11 protein-coding genes and 1 pseudogene are annotated in these 17670 nt (G+C 40.9%); 6 read left to right on the forward strand and 6 right to left on the reverse strand.

Annotation, left to right across the window (positions count from 1 at the left end; translation table 11 throughout):
* Nucleotides 1-5 precede the first annotated feature (5 nt).
* Nucleotides 6-2234 carry an ATP-binding protein gene (locus KA717_18620; GenBank protein UXE64313.1) on the reverse strand — a complete coding sequence of 743 codons (2229 nt, stop codon included), beginning with the start codon at nucleotides 2232-2234 and terminating at the stop codon, nucleotides 6-8.
* A gap of 208 nt (nucleotides 2235-2442) precedes the next feature.
* Here KA717_18620 and cobN point away from each other — a divergent pair, with 208 nt between their 5' ends.
* Both cobN and KA717_18630 read left to right on the forward strand, forming a co-directional pair.
* Nucleotides 2443-6390: a cobaltochelatase subunit CobN gene (gene cobN, locus KA717_18625; GenBank protein ID UXE64314.1), complete on the forward strand. Its 3948-nt coding sequence runs from the start codon at nucleotides 2443-2445 to the stop codon at nucleotides 6388-6390.
* A 39-nt stretch (nucleotides 6391-6429) separates the two neighbouring features.
* Entirely contained in the window at nucleotides 6430-7305 is an 876-nt protein-coding gene (locus KA717_18630) for a formylglycine-generating enzyme family protein (GenBank protein ID UXE64315.1), read from the forward strand.
* Here the strand turns inward: KA717_18630 and KA717_18635 are convergent.
* The 3 genes from KA717_18635 to KA717_18645 form a co-directional block, all read right to left on the reverse strand.
* The gene (locus KA717_18635; protein UXE64316.1) at nucleotides 7302-8582 is read right to left on the reverse strand and encodes a family 10 glycosylhydrolase; all 1281 of its coding nucleotides are present in this window, start codon (nucleotides 8580-8582) and stop codon (nucleotides 7302-7304) included. The two genes, KA717_18630 and KA717_18635, sit on opposite strands and share 4 nt — an antisense overlap.
* A 130-nt stretch (nucleotides 8583-8712) precedes the next feature.
* The gene (locus KA717_18640; protein ID UXE64317.1) at nucleotides 8713-10053 is read right to left on the reverse strand and encodes a peptidoglycan-binding protein; all 1341 of its coding nucleotides are present in this window, start codon (nucleotides 10051-10053) and stop codon (nucleotides 8713-8715) included.
* A 133-nt stretch (nucleotides 10054-10186) separates the two neighbouring features.
* Complete coding sequence (locus KA717_18645) at nucleotides 10187-11467, reverse strand: ISKra4 family transposase (GenBank protein ID UXE64711.1); 1281 nt, start codon at nucleotides 11465-11467, stop codon at nucleotides 10187-10189.
* Between the two features lie 425 nt (nucleotides 11468-11892).
* On the opposite strand from KA717_18645, the gene hemC reads away from it, so the two are divergent.
* The 3 genes from hemC to KA717_18660 all read left to right on the forward strand — a co-directional run bounded on the left by hemC (nucleotide 11893) and on the right by KA717_18660 (nucleotide 14748).
* Nucleotides 11893-12855, forward strand: a complete 963-nt coding sequence (gene hemC, locus KA717_18650; protein ID UXE64318.1) for a hydroxymethylbilane synthase — start codon at nucleotides 11893-11895, stop codon at nucleotides 12853-12855.
* Between the two features lie 49 nt (nucleotides 12856-12904).
* A complete protein-coding gene (locus KA717_18655) occupies nucleotides 12905-13291 on the forward strand; it encodes a hypothetical protein (GenBank protein UXE64319.1) in 387 nt (128 codons plus the stop codon).
* 158 nt (nucleotides 13292-13449) lie between these two features.
* The gene (locus KA717_18660) at nucleotides 13450-14748 is read left to right on the forward strand and encodes an AAA family ATPase (GenBank protein ID UXE64320.1); all 1299 of its coding nucleotides are present in this window, start codon (nucleotides 13450-13452) and stop codon (nucleotides 14746-14748) included.
* A gap of 204 nt (nucleotides 14749-14952) precedes the next feature.
* Here the strand turns inward: KA717_18660 and KA717_18665 are convergent.
* Nucleotides 14953-16021, reverse strand: a pseudogene (locus tag KA717_18665) (IS4 family transposase).
* Nucleotides 16022-16109: 88 nt separating this feature from the next.
* Here KA717_18665 and KA717_18670 point away from each other — a divergent pair.
* Nucleotides 16110-16559: a hypothetical protein gene (locus KA717_18670; protein UXE64321.1), complete on the forward strand. Its 450-nt coding sequence runs from the start codon at nucleotides 16110-16112 to the stop codon at nucleotides 16557-16559.
* 388 nt (nucleotides 16560-16947) lie between these two features.
* Here KA717_18670 and KA717_18675 read toward each other — a convergent pair whose 3' ends face one another.
* Complete coding sequence (locus KA717_18675; protein UXE64322.1) at nucleotides 16948-17499, reverse strand: site-2 protease family protein; 552 nt, start codon at nucleotides 17497-17499, stop codon at nucleotides 16948-16950.
* Nucleotides 17500-17670: the final 171 nt, after the last annotated feature.

Genomic DNA, 17670 nt, shown 5'->3' on the forward strand with positions numbered 1-17670 from the left:
TGCTTCTATTCAGGCAGGAAAAATTGGGCATTAGTTTCCATTTTTTTTGAAGAACTATTACGACTAATATTATTTAAACGTTGTAGTAATAAATCGGGTTGCAAAGGTTTAAGAATATAGTCGTCAATCCCACTTTGGGATAACTCTTTCCATTCACTAGAAGAAATATTTTCACTGAGCAAAATAACTTTTAAGCTATTGACATTGATTTGATGGGAAGCCTTCAGTAAGCGACTGATCTTGGCAACTTCCTGAAAGTCCTGATCAATCAGCACAATTCCTGGCTGTAATAGCTCAATTTGTTTGACCGCATTATTGGTATCAATTAACCAGATGACTTGATAATTGGCCACCGTCAATAATTCACAAATCAAGGTCGCAATTTCTTCATCCTGTTCAATGACAACCACACTGACATTCATTGCTGGAGCAAGTTCCTGCGATCGCAGATCCTTCGGACGTTTAATATAGGATTGATTTTGGTAGGGAATGAAAATAGTAAAAACAGACCCTTTTCCCTTTGTCGATTCCACTTCCACCGTGCCACTATGAAGTTCTACCAATTGTTTGGTGAGAGCTAATCCAATGCCTGTACTTTCATAGGTTCGTTGTCGATTTTCATGGAGTTGTTTAAATGCTTCAAAGAGGTAGGGAAACTGATGGCGATCGATGCCAATACCCGTATCTTCAACCTGAAACACAGCCTGCTTTTTTTCCTTCCAAATGCGGAGTGTCACCCGACCACCATCAGGAGTAAATTTAATGGCATTACTGAGTAAATGGGTCAGAATTTGTTGGATACGGTCAGGATCAGCGCAGAAAGCATCCTGTTCAGCATGGATTTGAAAATCAAGTTTGAGTTGAATATTTTTAGCTTTAGCTAAATTCTCTAGACGATATAAGGCCGCCTGGGCAAGAGACATGAGGGAAAAAATATCAAAATTTAAGGCTGATTTTCCTGATTCTATCTGAGACAGTTCAATAATATCATTGATTAAATCCATTAATTTTTTGCCACTATCCTGAATCATTTTAAGATAGTGTTGCTGCTTATCAACCGGCAGAGAAGTACCTTGATTAAACCAATGTAATAGCGTTCCAGAAAGTCCAATCACACAGGTTAAAGGGGTTCTCAGTTCATGGCTAATATTATCTAGAAACTCGCTTTTGAGATGACTGGCTGCCTGGGCTGCCAATAAAGTATCGCGCAATTCCTGGGTTCTTTCGATAACCCGATTTTCAAAGTTTTGTTTTTGATGTTGCACTTCGGCATAGAGTTGGGCCTGTTTAATGGCGATCGCTAGATGTTCACCAATCTGTCCTAAAAAATTTTTCTCCTGTTCTAACCATGCCCTTGGATAGTGACATTGATGGGCAATTAATAACCCCCAGAGGTAGCCATTAACAATAATCGGCGCGGTCAAGGTAGCCCGAATTTGGTATTTTTTGAGTAAATTTGTTAAACAATAGGAAGAAGAATAAGCTGTTTCCACATCCCGAATGGCGACAACCTGACCGTCTAAATACTTCTGTTGATAGTTTAAAACCTCATAAAAACAATCATTCTCTGTCATCAAACTTAAGGTGGAAGAAATATCGGCAGAATTTTTAGCTTCGTAGGTAATTTTTCCGCCAGCTAGTAAAGGCAAAGAATGTTCATTCGTTAAAGATAATTGAGTTTCGGTAAATTGATAAATTACTAAACGATCAACCTGTAAACATTTTCTGACTTCGGTCACGGCGGTTTCTAAAATGACCGATAGATCTAAACTTTGCCGAATTTGAGCAATGACTTGGCTAAGAAGTTGATCCTGGCTAAAGAAAAGTTGCCCAGATTCAGGGGGGGACAACGACGATACTAGGGGAGGATTAGATTTATTTTCTTTTTCAGCAACATCTTGAGATTCTGATGATAGGATGGTGAGCAAACCGATGGTTAAATGATTTTGGAACTCAGTTCTTTTTTTTGGAGTCGCACGATAATCAAATTTAGGAATGGTTCCCAAATTCCGTTGCGCTAAAAAATCAGCGATCGCTTCATCGGTAAGGGCCAGGAAAACCTGACAATGAGTAGAAGAAAAGTTCTGTGCCTGGATCAAAGCGTTGCCGTAGGCAGTGAACAACCCACAAAATCGTTCTAGTGGTCTTGCCGGTTTGGCATTCTGGGGACTATCAGTTTGATTCAGGTCAGTCCGTAGATGATCATTCGTTAGCAAAACTGCCCGATTCCCCATCGGCTCTGCCAACTGGTACCAAAGAGTCACTAAGGACTCAAAGGTAGTAATCGGTAGAACACGACAAAACGCAGGAGAAAAAGCAGTCATCATGCTTAATGGTATGGAAGAAGGGAAAACGATAAACGTTATCTTTAAACTCTATAATGACGACACTTGCCGGTCGTTCAACAAATCCTAAGCATTACTTAAGATATAAGGAGTTTAAATGCACCGATTAAACGCTCTACCAGGCGGTTGGACACCGGATAGTGATGGGGTAATCTTCATTGAGCAGACCCCAGGGGCAATCATTTTATTAACTGCCGCCGATACCGATATTCAAAGTTTAGCGGCTACTTTTCCCCATTTACCCCCGAATTTTGCCACCCTAAGGGTCGTTAATCTGTTAAATCTTCAACAGCCCTTAAGTATCGATCACTATGCAGAAAAAGTACTACAACATACCCAGATTATTATTTTACGTCTATTAGGGGGAAGGGCTTACTGGAGTTATGGATTAGAAGTGCTCAAAGCTTTGGCCTTGGCAAAGGGAATTAGTCTTTGGGTTTTACCAGGGGACGATCGCCCGGATCTAGAGTTAATGAGTCATTCAACCGTTACCTTGAGCCAGGTAGATCGGCTTTGGCAGTATTGTCGGGAAGGGGGTCTAGAAAATTGGCGTAACGGGCTGCAATGGCTCAGTAATCTTTGTTTAAAAACAGATTATCCCTGTTTACCTCCCCAACAGGTTCCCAACGTAGGTCTCTATTCAGGCAATTTTCAGTTCTCAAGGTTGTCTGTGACCGAACCCATCCAGACTCAGCCCACTGTGGGGATTTTGTTCTATCGTTCCCACTATTTAGCGGGCAATACCCTGGTGATCGATGCTCTTTGTGAGGCGATCGCGGCTCATCAATTAATCCCCATTCCAGTCTTTGTCTCTTCCTTACGAGATGCAGAGGTTCAAGAAGGAGTCCTGAAATATTTTCAAGCCTCTGCTGAGTCAGTCGTGCAAGTGGTTCTCAATACCACCAGTTTCTCCCTCGCTAAATTGGAACGTCAAGGGAGCAGTGAAGAAATCATTCCCCTTTGGCAAAGCTTAGATGTCCCGATTTTACAGGTAATTTTGAGCGGTGGTACGCTAGACCATTGGCAGGAAAGTCAACAGGGCTTAAATCCCCGTGATCTGGCCATGAATATTGCCTTACCTGAAGTAGATGGCCGCATTATTACCCGTGCCATTTCCTTTAAAGCCGTACAGCAATGGCATGAACAGTTAGAAACGGATGTGGTGATCTATCAACCTGTCCGCGATCGCCTGCAATTTGTGGTTAATCTGGCCGCTAATTGGGTTAAATGTCGTCAAACCCCGATTGCTGAGCGTAAGATAGCCCTAATTTTAGCGAATTATCCCAATAAAGATGGTCGTTTGGCCAATGGTGTGGGTTTAGATACACCGGTTAGTTGTTTAAATATTCTCAACGCTTTAAAAGCAGAGGGTTACTCTATTGAAAATATTCCCGCAACCTCTGAAGACTTAATGCAACTTTTAACTTCGGGTGTAACCAATGATCTCGACAGTCGAGCCTGGCGAAAAGTTCATCAGGTTTTAGATCAATCGACCTTTCAAGCCTACTTTCAAACTCTACCTGAAAATATAAAAACTGCCATCAGCGATCGCTGGTCAGAATTGGGCAATTTAGAAGAGCAAGTCAGCAGAAAAGGGATACCCATTCCAGGCATCCAACTCGGCAATATTTTCATCGGTATTCAACCCAGTCGCGGCTATGATCTAGACCCCGGTTTAAATTATCACGCGCCGGATCTGGAACCAACACCTGCCTACCTCGCCTTTTATTATTGGTTAAAAACAGAATTTGCTGCCCAGGCTGTTATTCATCTTGGTAAACACGGTAATCTCGAATGGCTACCCGGAAAAAGTGTCGCGCTTTCTGCCCAATGTTATCCTGAAATTGCCTTAGGAGCTTTACCCCATTTCTATCCCTTTATTGTCAATGATCCGGGGGAAGGTTCCCAAGCTAAACGTCGTTCCCAAGCGGTGATTATTGATCATTTAACGCCGCCTCTCACCCGCGCCGAACTTTATGGCGATTTACAACGTTTAGAAACCCTGATTGATGAATATTATGAAGCTCAGTCTCTTGATCCTCAACGTTTGCCGATGATCCGCGATCGCCTTTTTTCTTTACTGAAAACGACCCAACTTCATCAAGATTTAGGCCTAGCGGAGGTAACAGATCAAAGTATTCAAAATTTTCTCAGTGTTGCGGATGGTTATTTGTGTGAACTAAAAGAAGCCCAAATTCGAGATGGATTGCATATTTTAGGGGAATGTCCTCAAGACCAACAATTACGAGATTTAATCATTAGTATTGCTAGAGCCCCCAGTTATGAGCAAAGGGGATTAACTCAGGCCTTAGCCGAGGATTTAGAGCTAGATTTTAACCCTCTGACAGAATCACTTCAAACACCTTTTAGGTTAAGTGCTGAAACCGTTAGTATTTGCCAAGCAATTAAGGCAGAAGTTTTATTAGCTGGATTAAAAAAGTGTTTGATTGTGGGTGATGTGATTGAGCAATTGGAACTTTATAGTCAGTTATTAGTTGATGCTTTGATTCAGTTAGAGAAAAGGGGATCCCCCCTGCCCCCCTTAAAAAGGGGGGTGAGTTTAGTTGATGACGATAATTCAAAGAAATGTTCTCACTTAGAAAATGGATCCCCCCTGCCCCCCTTAAAAAGGGGGGTGAGTTTGGTTGATGACGATAATTCAAAAAAATATTCTCAGCAAACGACTAAGGTTCTGACCTGGATTGAAAAGACTTTGTTACCGGCTCTCCAAAAAACGGAGCAAGAAATTACCCATTTATTACGGGGATTAAACGGTCAATATGTCCCTAGTGGAGCTTCGGGTGCGCCGACCCGTGGCCGTCCTGAAGTATTGCCCACTGGCCGTAATTTTTATTCCGTTGATATTCGGGCTATTCCCACCGAAACAGCCTGGGATGTGGGACGTAAAGCGGCGGAAATCTTAATCGAACGTTATACCCAGGAACAGGGAGAATATCCCAAAACTTTAGCAATTTCGATCTGGGGAACTTCGACGATGCGAACGGGGGGGGATGATGTCTCTCAAGTGTTGGCTTTGTTAGGGGTAAAACCGCTTTGGGATGGGCCATCTCGACGGGTAATTGATTTTGAAATTCTGCCTATTAGTCTTTTAAATAGACCCCGTATTGATGTTACTGTCAGGATTTCAGGTTTTTTTCGTGATAGTTTTCCCAATTTAGTGCAACTCATGCAGGAAGCGATCGCCGCCGTTTCCCAATTAGCAGAAGCGGAAGACGATAATCCCTTAGCAGCCCAAGTTCATCAGGAGAGTCAATATTGGCAAGGGCAAGGATTCAGTTTAGAACAGGCGATTACTCGCTCCACCTATCGTATTTTTGGTTCTAAACCAGGGGCCTATGGTGCCGGACTTCAGGGGTTAATTGAAGCTCAAAATTGGCAAACCGATGCAGATTTAGCGATCGCCTATCGTAACTGGAGTTGTTATGCCTACGATCAGCAGGGTATTGGTCATGCAATGCCGGACGTTTTTCAACAGCGATTAGAAAAATTGGACATTATTTTGCACAATCAAGATAACCGTGAACATGATCTCCTAGATTCCGATGATTATTATCAATTTCAAGGTGGTTTAGCCGTGGCCACCCGTGCCTTAACGGGTAAAAATCCTCAACTTTATTTTGGCGATAATTCTGTTCCGAGTAACCCAAAAGTCAAATTATTATCAGAAGAAATTCGTAAAGTTTATCGTTCCCGCGTCATTAATCCTAAATGGATTGCCGGAGTCATGCGTCATGGTTATAAAGGTGCTTTTGAGATGGCCGCGACTGTTGATTACTTTTTTGCCTATGATGCTACGACCCATTGCGGAGCGGATTTTATGTATCAAGGCATTGCCGAGCATTATTTACTCGATCCGACGGTGCAGTATTTTCTGGAAACCAAAAATCCCTGGGCCTTGCGAGACATGACTGAGCGACTTTTAGAGGCTCATCAACGGGGATTGTGGTCAAATGTTTCTCCTAAAACCCTCGATCAATTACGAGCGATCGCCCATCAAGCCGAAGGGGTGATTGAAGAAAGGTGATAAAATAGCGCGCGAATAGCATTGTTTTTGTAGGCATCCATGACGGAAGCAATCGTAGAATTTGAAGTTGTCACTGTTGATACGCAGGGTAAAATTCTCCGGCGAGAACGGCGTTGTCAGCCATCCCATATCACGTTATTAAATGAAACGACCAATCTATCGTTAGTGGCAATTCCCCCAGGCCAATTCCTGATGGGGGTTGGCGAAGAGGAGGAAGGTTATCATCGTTCCCAAGGGCCACAACATTTGGTGACGCTATCTGCTTTTTGGATGAGTCAATTTCCCATTACCCAGGCTCAATGGGAAGCTGTGGCTGCTCTGCCAAAAGTTCAGCGATCGCTTGACCCTTACCCAGCGAATTTTATTGGTCAGAATCTTCCTATTGAACAGATTTCCTGGTATGAAGCCCTGGAATTTTGCGATCGCCTCTCCCAGTTCACCCAAAAACCCTATCGTTTACCCAGTGAAGCGGAATGGGAATATGCCTGTCGCGGTGATACTCAAACGCCCTTCCATTTTGGCCCGACCATTACAACGGACTTAGCTAATTATTCTGGTGTGGATTGGGACTATCAGGGTAAGGTCTGTAATCGTGGAGCCTATGGTGAAGGCCCCAGAGGAGAAGATCGGCGACAAACCACACCCGTAGGTTCTTTCGGTGTTGCCAATACTTTTGGTCTTTATGATCTGCATGGCAATGTCAGAGAATGGTGTGCCGATCCCTGGCATCGGAATTATGACAACGCGCCTCAAGATAATCAGGTTTGGCTGATCGAGGGGGATGAACAAAAACGGGTACTTCGCGGTGGCTCTTGGAATGCGGGGCCTCAGAAATGTCGTTCCGGCGATCGCGCTCGTTTTGATCCCAATGGCCGTCTCTATGACATCGGCTTTCGGGTAGTTTGTACCAGTTAAGAGTTCTTTCCCCAAAAGTCCGATAAAGCCTTTGCCATTGCATCATCGTTTTCACGCAGGTAGTCGTAATAAAAAAAGACTTGACCACCTAATCCTTCCTGACGATTATGTTTAACACACTCAACAATTTCTGCGCGAGTTAGTTTTTTTCCATTAGCATAAAAGGCAATACCAGGAACATATTTCTTACGATCTTTTGCGTCCTTAAACTCCGTAGTAATTCTCTTAACTTCATGCTTGTAGTCATCAAAACTAGACTTATAAAATTGAGGATGGAGACGATCAACAATCTCGACCCAAGCATCCGAGTTCTGCATAAGCTTATCCAGACCGTAGGGAAAGGGCGAAGGTGCCATTGAAACAATAAAATCAGACTTGAGATTTTCGATTTTCTTTTCTATTTCAGCTAATTCTTCTTCAGTTAATTTGCTATCTTCGTTTTGTTTCTTTTTCTTAAGGTTTTCGATTTCTTGTTCTCTTACCTCTTTTGCCTTGTTTCTTACTTCTGTGGATAATTTTGTTAAATATTCGGTTAATTTCTCCGCCCTAAATGTAACCCAGTTGTCCCAGTCGGGGTCTTTCTCTGGTTTAGGAGGATACTTAGGACCAAGAGGAGGACATGGTTCAGGTTTAGTTTTGTTATGATCCTTGAGATCCTTGAGATACTTGTTATACATTTCTTTAGTGCCGTCGTCATAGCCAGTATACATTGGCATAGCAGGAAAGTGATCATCACCTTGAATTCCAGCGATACCAGGATACTTTTCAACAATTTCTAGAATTAAATCCCGCATAAAGTCTTGCACATCTTTATTGAGAGAATTCATCCAAGCATGAGTATCAGGTATAACCTTGTCTTTTTTACTATTTGCAGACCATTTAGCAGCCCATTTAGGATATTTTTTAAAAATATGATCCCCATCAGGTTTAGCGGAAGCCATAAAGCCGTACTCAAGCCAAGGAATAACTTTTATGTCGTGCTTTCTTCCTTCCTCAATAATTGTCTTCAAGGGATCGAACCCATCCTTATAAGCCTTATAATCTGTATATTGTCGGGGAAAGCCATGAGACTCCATCACTTCGCTAGGAAAAGCTGTATAACCTTGATTCCAAACTGCGGGAAAAACATAATTAAATCCGCGGTCTGCAAGAAACTTTATGGCATCTTCAATAGTTTTTTCTGATGTTAGAACTGTACTATTGAAAGGCGAGCAAATCCATACACCTCGAATTTCTTCCTGATTTGTTTTTTGAGTTTCTTGATTGGGCTGATTCATGGTTTTTCCTCTTATTCAGTAGAAAGAAAGAAATATTATAAATAACGAGAACTTCAAGACATCCCGAATTTTTTCAGGATTTTAATAGCACATCACTTTTATTACTTTCATAAATTCAATTACAGTTAATCTATGAAAGTAATATTTTTTTATAAGTCTCTCGGTCAACAATTCCAGTCGAATCTAAATTATAATTCGCTTGAAACTGCTTGACAGCTTTTTCTGTGTCATCGTCAAATACGTCATTATTGCTTAATGGAATGTTTAGGCTTCGACTCAAAAGTTCTTTAAGCTGTTTCACATTTTCTCCCGTCATACCTTTTTCAAACAGTACTGACTCTGGCTCTCGTGCTCCAGTAGCTTGAGCAGTTTTTTTCGTGAGGTACGCCCCTTGACTAAAACCAAAAACTGACAGTATCGTCGTATCTACATCAGGTAATGTCACTAAATGTTGAAGTTCGAGAGTACCTAGAAAGTCAAAAAATTGTAAGAGATAAACAACAACAGCAAGGAGAGTAATAAAACTCATTTGAAGGTCGCCAAAGTCCGTATTACCAGTATCGTCAGTGACAAAATCTTTGAGGCCCGCCTGATTATCAGGAGCATTTCTCTTACTACCTGGTTTGCTGTTAACTTGACTTTGAGTAATAACCTTTGCTCCCCCGTAGGTCACAGCACTAATTCCTGATAAAACTAAAAGGTTCTCAGGGATGCTAATTCCCCCAACAAATCCAAAGCCACCATTGATGACACGCAAAACATTAAATGAAATGTAGCTCACTATAACAACAAAGAACCAGATTGCCATTTGAGACTTGGAATTACTCAGTCGTTTGTCTTGACCAACAAAGATGTCATTTAAGTTCGTTCTTGTAGGGATTAATAAGATAAATATGAGGCCGTAAAACACTCCTCCAGAAATTACAATAGCGGCTAAACGTGGTAACCAATCTACTTTTACTATCGCCACAGAAAGACTTGTAAGCTCATTTGTTTTATAGTCATAATCAAGATCAACTAAATCACCCTTAGAAAGATCTAGTAAAATTGCTTGAAACTTTGGCTCTTTGACAGAAAAGGTTACTGGAGTTGAATTTTTACTCAGAACTTCTAAACTAGATTGCTCTGGGGTGATAGCGATATTCGTAATTTTTCCTTTGCTAATAGTGGTTATTTCATTTTGGGAAGTCGTATTTTTTTGTTGGTCATGAGTTTCAGTTTTGGAACTGGGAGGAGGTGTGGGTGTGGGACTGGGAGAAACTTGGGGGCTGGGAGAAGTTTGGGGACTGGGAGAAGTTTGGGGACTGGGAGAAGTTTGGGGACTGGGAGAAGTTTGGGGACCGGGATCATTCACCGCAACAGCGTGAGTGATAACTACGAAAAGAAATGCCAATGAAAGCAAGGAGACTATCAAATATCGCCTGAAGGATTTCTTTACACTAAAACTGTTTTGGCTGTAAATACTTTTCATGTTTTTAATTTTTAAAACTGAATAATATTACTAGGGGCTTCTGTACAGAACAAAAAATAGTGAGAGGGTTGAAAGCATTACAGAAAAGAGGTTTCATAGGGGTGCGACCTTTAGTTGATAAAAGCTGTTGTAATCAGGGTTCTACAGGGAACCCATATTGATCAAGTTTTGCCCAAAATTGACTCCATCGTTCCTTGGTCAATACCAAAGCTCGTAGGCTCAAAATAATTCCTGCTCCTTTTTCCTTCCATCGCATCCCTGAACAACATAATCGTTGTTTGACCAACGTCTTACAAGCTGCTTCCGTAACACCTGAACCAATCGGATACTTTTTCTCTATGTATTCAGCATAATCCATTTGATGCTGATGATTCTCGTAATAAGTAATCGCCGCTTGTAGTTTCTCGGTAAGATTCTTAGAATGACTTTTTTCTTCTTTGACTTCTTTCATCAGATTTAGCAGTTCTCCTGCTTTTCCTTTTTCATGCTTGAGTTCTCGACAATTTTCAGTCAACCATTCTTTTTGTTTTGACACGGTATTCGGATGCAACGCTTCTGCCAAGGCACCTAAGTAACCAGAGGCATGATAGAAATCTAATATCTGTTCTTCCGTTTGCTTTTCTAAAAACTTCCAATTTGATTCTGCCCCGTCTGCTATCCCGACCAATGTTGCCTCTGGATAACGGTTTTTCGCTCGCTCAATTTCTCTTTCTAATCTTTCTAGAAAACTCTTTTTTCCATACTCTGGTGCCGCACCTAGATAGATTGTATGTTGACGTTCGCCTTCACTATCGTATAGGGAAACGGTTCCCACCATTGCTTCACGGTAGCCATCCTCACACATCAGCATACAGGTTCCATCTAATCCTATTCCCACTGTTGCAATTTGGCTATCCTCCTTGGGCGGGGCATAACTCCACGCTTCTTCTTTTGCCTGTACCACACTTCCTACTGCTTCACTCAATCTTTGGATATAGGATAGCGCTACTTTTCTACCATGATTTTCTAATAAATCATTTTTCACCTCTTTGCCTGCCATCCCTGACATTTTTGAGGATACCTGTTTTGCCAATAATGGCGTTGATGTTATGATTATCCTTGCTTCTCTTTCTAAGGGGCAATACGTTTTTCCTCCTACTGAACGCTGATATACATGACGATTCACTATAACCTCACCATAAGGTGTTTGATATTCTTTCGGTTGCTCTCCCTTACTCTTCCAGATTTCTTCACCGATTTTTAAGGGTGAACCATCTGTATCTAAATATTTCAAGGCTTCTTTGCTGGCGATGCAACCTACTTCGTTTAAGCCTTTTTGAATATTTATTTCTGTATCCAACATTGAACGACTGAGTTCTAATGTTAGTTCTATTTTTATCTTTGAACCCTCTACATTAATTAGTTTTGCTGTCATCATTGTTTCCTCTTTGTCACTTTTCATCCCATGTTAACACTTTTCTTTTCCTTCATCAACTAAAGGTCACACCCTTTCATAGAAAGTGGATAGACAATCAGCAAAACTCCTTCAGAGTAGATTAACAGAAGCATCTCAGTTTTGCAATGAGCAATTATACTTGGGGAGAGAATCCTTATATATGGCAAGCCTTTTTGATAGTTCAGAAAATTTAAACAGTTGTCTAAATTGTATGATTGAAACCAGAATCGTTCCTACAAAAAACTTCTCGCTCTCTTGAGCATTTATACTCATTGCAAAGATAGATGCTCTCGTCTGTACTTTCTAGACAGACAGGGGCGGGTAAAGATTTGATTACCAATAAGCGTCTCTACTGATGATATGCTAGGACGAGTGTCTATAATAACCTCCTACTCCAAAGACCAATGACCGTCTCGACTCCCACCCGTACTATTCGCATTGGATCGCGCAAAAGCCAACTTGCCCTAGTTCAAACCTATTGGGTTCAGGAACAACTACAGAAATCCTTTCCTGAACGGCAGTTTGAAGTAGAGACTATGAGTACCCAGGGAGACAAAATTCTGGATGTGGCCCTAGCGAAAATTGGGGACAAAGGATTATTTACCAAAGAATTAGAAGTGGGAATGCTAGAGGAAAGTATCGATCTAGCGGTGCATTCCCTTAAGGATTTACCCACCAAATTACCCGATGGTTTAGTGCTAGGTTGTGTTACGGAACGAGTTAACCCGGCTGATGCCTTAGTCGTTAATGCCCAGCACCAAGATAAGCAATTGGACAGCCTGCCAGAGGGAGCGATTATTGGCACGTCTTCGCTCCGTCGTCTAGCCCAACTGCGCCATTATTATCCCCATCTCACCTTTAAGGATGTGCGAGGCAATGTTAATACTCGTTTAGCTAAGTTAGATGCAGGGGAATACGATGGCATTATTCTGGCGGTGGCTGGTTTACAACGCTTAGGCATGGGTGATCGCATTCATCAGGTTATTCCCTCAGATATTTCTCTTCATGCAGTGGGGCAAGGGGCCTTGGGTATTGAATGCCGTGCCAATGATGCCGAAGTGCTAGAAATTCTGAAGGTGTTAGAAGATATTCCGAGCCGCGATCGCTGTTTAGCGGAACGAGCCTTTTTGAGAGAATTAGAAGGTGGCTGTCAAGTCCCCATTGGGGTTAATACCCAGATTGAGAATGATATTTTAACCTTAACGGGTTTGGTGGCCAGTTTAGATGGGCAACAATTGCTGAAAGAGAGTATTAGTGGCCCGGCTCAACAAGCAGAACAATTGGGAGAAGATTTAGCCCAAAAGCTGCGAAAAGAGGGGGCCGGAGAGATTTTAGCCGCTATCCTTGCTGAAATTGAACGCAGTTAGTTCCAGATTTCGTTAAGATTTGGGATATTGTCACCCTTGTCCCTTTCTTATGCTTGGTACTTTTCAGCAAAGTTCTATTCGGATCGAAATTACTGCCTCGGCCCAAATTATTCGGGACAGTTTAACGAGTATTCCCCAATTGCGTCAGTGGTTAGCTCCTCAACGTCTCTCCTCTGGCTTACCTGAAAAATTGGAGCAGGGCTTAACCTTCACCAGTTGGCTAGGATTAATTGCCATTGAACATCAGGTGGAAAGAATTGAAAACAATGGATTCCGACTCCTCCTGAGTCAAGGCATTGATGGTTATCACGAATGGTATTGGGGAGAGGGTTGGGTTCAGTCTCGTCTAGAAGGGATTTCTTTGCTGCCACTCAATCTAGGCCAAACCCTCAATCTTTTACGATTAAGAACTTTTCTCCGTGAACAGGAGGATTGAAGTGGCCCCAATAGACTGAACAAAGTTGATACGGGTTCTGTGCATCAAAAGCGATCACCCCTTCCTTTCTCAACCAGGAAAAAAGCGATCGCTGTTAGAATAGGTGAGTCTTGATGGGGTGCAGTTTTTGCACTCCTGTAGAACTTGAGGGATTTTCCATGATTGAAGAAGTGACGATTGAAAATTATAAATCTATTCAATCCCTAACCTTACCGTTAGGAAGAGTGACGGTTTTGATTGGGGAAAATGGCTGTGGTAAGTCTAATATTTTAGAGGCGATCGCCCTGGGTTCAGCAGCAGCAGCAGATAAGTTGGATAACGAGTTTCTGGCTTCTAGGGGGATTCGTGTGACTGATCCTAAGTTAATGCGATCGGCTTTTGATGTTGCGAATTTAGATAAAGAAATTAAAATATCTTTTAAATTCGGACTAAAAGATTCTATTACTTATCTCTTGTCACACGATAAAAATACTTATTCTGGCTGGATTTATAAAAAAGAAACACCTTATGATGATGAAGCACACAATACAAACAAATTGATTGTAGAAATTAATGAACTTAGACTAGATTTAATGAATATTATGAATGAATCTTTTGGTTATTTTGATACCCGTGAAAAAGCTTATGATTCCTGTAATTCTGAAAATATTAGAGATACTTACCAAAGAATCAAAACTTTGTTTGACAAAAGCGAAGAGTTAAGAAAACTTTCTGAGAAAAAACAAGAAGAATTGTCTAAAACACATAAAATCCTTATGCCTTGGGCGATTAATTACCCACAATATCATCAAAAATTACAATCATTTTTATTATTTATTGTTGAATTTTCAAGCTTGAAATCATTTGAAAAAGAACGGCAAATCCAACCACTAGGAATTAATGGCGAAGGTTTATTTAAATATTTAAAATATCTTAGCCAAAAAGATGATCTTTCTCAATTAAAAGAAATAAAAGAGAAACTTGAATTGATCGATTGGTTTGAAGACTTTGAAGTATCACAAAACTTATTTTTTGAAGAAAGGGTTCTTAGAATCAGAGATCGCTATATTGATCCTGATTTAGAATACTTTGATCAAAAAAGTGCTAATGAAGGCTTTTTATTCCTACTCTTTTATTTTTGTCTGTTCATCGGAGAAGAAACGCCTAAATTCTTTGCCATTGATAATATTGATAGTTCTCTTAATCCTCGTCTTTGTCGTCGTTTAATTGAGGACTTAGTAGAATTGGCAAAAAAACATGATAAACAAGTTATTTTAACCACTCACAATCCTGCCGTTTTAGATGGTTTAGATTTGCATGATGAAGAACAAAAACTCTATGTTATTAATCGTAAACTTTCTGGTCATACAAGAGCCGATCAAGTTTTTCCACCCAAAGCACCCGAAGGGAAAAAACCTGTTAGGTTATCAGAAGCTTTTTTAAGAGGATATATCGGAGGCTTACCTGAGAATTTTTAATTATGACGATTACATTTGGGTTAGTTACGGAAGGAAGAACCGATCAAGCTGTAATTCGAGCAATTTTGGCTGGCTATTTTGGAGACGACAATATTAGGGTAACATCCTTAAATCCTAGTGATAAAAATAAGCTAGGAGGATGGAGTCAAGTATTTCAGTATTGTAACTCCCCAGACTTTAAGGATGCCTTTGAATCAAAAGATTCTAAGTACAGGACAAAAAATGTAGGGAGTCGAGAAAAAGAGAAAAATTGGGTAGAGAAGGATTAAGAACAAGATGACGAAGATGGTCAAAACCAAGACGAAAAAGACTCTGCGCTAGGCGACCATGTTTCTTGAGGGGAATGGGATGAAGATGATGAATTGCTAGACCAGTTTTGAGAGACCAAGCCAAAGCTAAAGTCAGTAAAGCCAAAAGCTTACGAAGACGCTTGGGGTCAGTAAAGTGAGTAGATTCCAAGCAAAAGCCACGAGTCTTAAAGATGCCAAAAAGGGTTTCAATGCCCCAACGCAGGGCATAATCGTGAATAAGACCTTGGGAATCGGGATGTCCAATGACGATGAGTAGAGAATTATCAGGCAAGCGAAGAGCCTCTACAGAAACAGGATATCCCCAAACCCGACAACTCCCTTGAAGACGTTGAGATTCACTCTTTTGCAAGATGGGCAAAAATGACTTTGGCGGCCAAAAGCTTGCCATTGTGCTCAATCTTGTCCGTAGCCCGAATTCTCAGACAGAAAGCCAGTAGCGGTTCGAGCAGAAGATAGCGAAGCCAAGCCTGACCAATAAACTCACGGTCGCCACATAAACAACGAATCAGGGCGGTGGGAAAAATCTTGAGCATCTCCTCGATAAAACGCATTCGTTCATCACTGTTAGAATTGCCCTTTTTCTTGCTAAGCATCCACCACAAGATGGGAATGGCTACTCCTTCATGGACAATGCCGACAGTGAGGATATTATAACCATGACTGCCAAACTCCCAGGTTGTGCGGTCAATACTTAATACCCAAGGTTGAGGGATATCCAGCCAACTGACTACAATACGGGCAATGTGATGGTAATCCAGCTCAAATCCTGAGAAAAAGCGTTGTAAGCGTTTGTAATGAGAATCCACCAATGCCCGACCTTCAAAACCCAGAGCCAATTCTTTAAGGTTAACCGTTTTCACTTTGAGGAGGGCGAGTAAGAACAAGGCTAGGAAGGAGAGTCTGGCACCATGCCATCCCAAATGGGGTTTTAGGGCTTGTTTCAATGCGTTATATTGGTTCATGGGTTTTCTTACATTACGTTCATCTTCCATGAAACCCCTTTCTCGTATACTTTTCAAGCCTTTTGTCCTGTACTTAGCAAAAGATTATGTGATTATTCACATTGACACCGATATTTCACCACAATATAAAATAGCTCAAATTGATCAAGATGGTAATAGCTTAAGTCCAAACCAATTAATTGAAAACGTTAAGGATAAATTTAAACATTTGCTCGATCCTGAGTTTTATCAACGCTATGGTGAAAGAATTATTTTTGCGATCGCGGTTCATTCCATCGAATGTTGGTTATTACCCCTATATTGTGAAGAAAATGAAAAATCGGCTATTGACAGTTGTTTCGATAAATTGGCTGAAGCCATCAATAAAGAGCCAGAAAAATTAAAAATAATAAAACTGGATAAAAAATCTAAATATTATCAAAAAATTTCTTTGCCCTATTCCAGAAACGAAATATTGTTAAATCATTATTCTCTAAATCCAAGTTTCAAGATTTTTATTGAAGAATTACAAGCGCGAAATATTTCCATCAGTGATTAGATTTGTATGAATAGATTAATGATAAGAGTAATCATATTGATAAAATTTCCTGTTCTTATAAAACCCACATTCCGCAGGTATTTTGACGATTTAAATATTTTTTGAAAGCTTTACGGGACAAGGCTTTTAGAGATTAACAGTCTTTTTGGTATTTTTGGCTTTAAGTACATAAAATGGGTGAATTTAACTTATTTTTAATTCCAATTCATGAAAAATGACAAAATACTTCGATTATTTGTTCTGCATCCTTCAATCTCCTGCGGCTCAGTACATAACTTGATTTTCTGGGAAAAAGGGTTGAACTCCCTATCTGGCAAGAGTTAGACTGCACTTAGCTAAATTATTTTTTTACTCTAAAAACCTGCTGGGAGATTCTTTTGAGTACAAATCAGCTGCTGAATGTGGGCAATAGTCCTAATAAAAAGAGATTTGCAAAAAAAGTGAGCGGATGGCAGGAAATGCGTTTTAAATCTGAAAAAATAAGCGATAAAATGCGGAAACCATCTAATCCTGGTAAAGGCAGCAGGTTAAGAAAACCAATCAGAAAGTTGATCAGTGCAACAATAACCAGTACTTGTACAATAGAATCAAAATACGTACTTTTTTTGAGATAAAGGCAGCATTGCAAAGCGATCGCTAGATTGGTTAAAGGCCCGGCCAGAGCAACGATGGCACGACCCAGACGACCATGCTTAAAGTTATCGGCATTAATTGGCATCATTCCCCAGGCAGCTCCAAAGACAAAAGCACAGCAGAGAGAGACTGCGCCCATATGGACGATCGGGTTTAAGGTGATGTGGCCAGTTTCGTGTGGTGTATCGTCGCCTTGGGAAATGGCCACTACCCCATGAGCCAATTCATGAAGTACGATAGAGCCAATTAGCGTAAATACGGCAATAAAGTAGAAAAAGGAATCTTGCAAGGCAAGTTTAATAAACACAGTGCCCTCTTTTGCGCTTTTAGCAGCAGTTAGGTTTAATTACAGTTCAAGTTCTCGGTGGGTCTATTTTGTTCACGACTTAGGGCTTGCTGAAAAAAGCTGAAACCTTTACGGAGAAAAATAGTAGGCGAATTAAGAACCGCTAGAATGCACGAAAATAGGGTAGAATGC

It is taken from the genome of Woronichinia naegeliana WA131 (assembly GCA_025370055.1).
In the GTDB taxonomy this organism is placed as follows: Bacteria; Cyanobacteriota; Cyanobacteriia; order Cyanobacteriales; family Microcystaceae; genus Woronichinia; species Woronichinia naegeliana.

Bases quoted from the DNA above. Each gene is read 5' to 3' on its own strand.
- KA717_18620 (UXE64313.1), bottom strand. From the start codon at position 2,234: ATGGGGAATCGGGCAGTTTTGCTAACGAATGATCATCTACGGACTGAC.
- cobN (UXE64314.1), top strand. From the start codon at position 2,443: ATGCACCGATTAAACGCTCTACCAGGCGGTTGGACACCGGATAGTGAT.
- KA717_18630 (UXE64315.1), top strand. From the start codon at position 6,430: ATGACGGAAGCAATCGTAGAATTTGAAGTTGTCACTGTTGATACGCAG.
- KA717_18635 (UXE64316.1), bottom strand. From the start codon at position 8,582: ATGAATCAGCCCAATCAAGAAACTCAAAAAACAAATCAGGAAGAAATT.
- KA717_18640 (UXE64317.1), bottom strand. From the start codon at position 10,053: ATGAAAAGTATTTACAGCCAAAACAGTTTTAGTGTAAAGAAATCCTTC.
- KA717_18645 (UXE64711.1), bottom strand. From the start codon at position 11,467: ATGACAGCAAAACTAATTAATGTAGAGGGTTCAAAGATAAAAATAGAA.
- hemC (UXE64318.1), top strand. From the start codon at position 11,893: ATGACCGTCTCGACTCCCACCCGTACTATTCGCATTGGATCGCGCAAA.
- KA717_18655 (UXE64319.1), top strand. From the start codon at position 12,905: ATGCTTGGTACTTTTCAGCAAAGTTCTATTCGGATCGAAATTACTGCC.
- KA717_18660 (UXE64320.1), top strand. From the start codon at position 13,450: ATGATTGAAGAAGTGACGATTGAAAATTATAAATCTATTCAATCCCTA.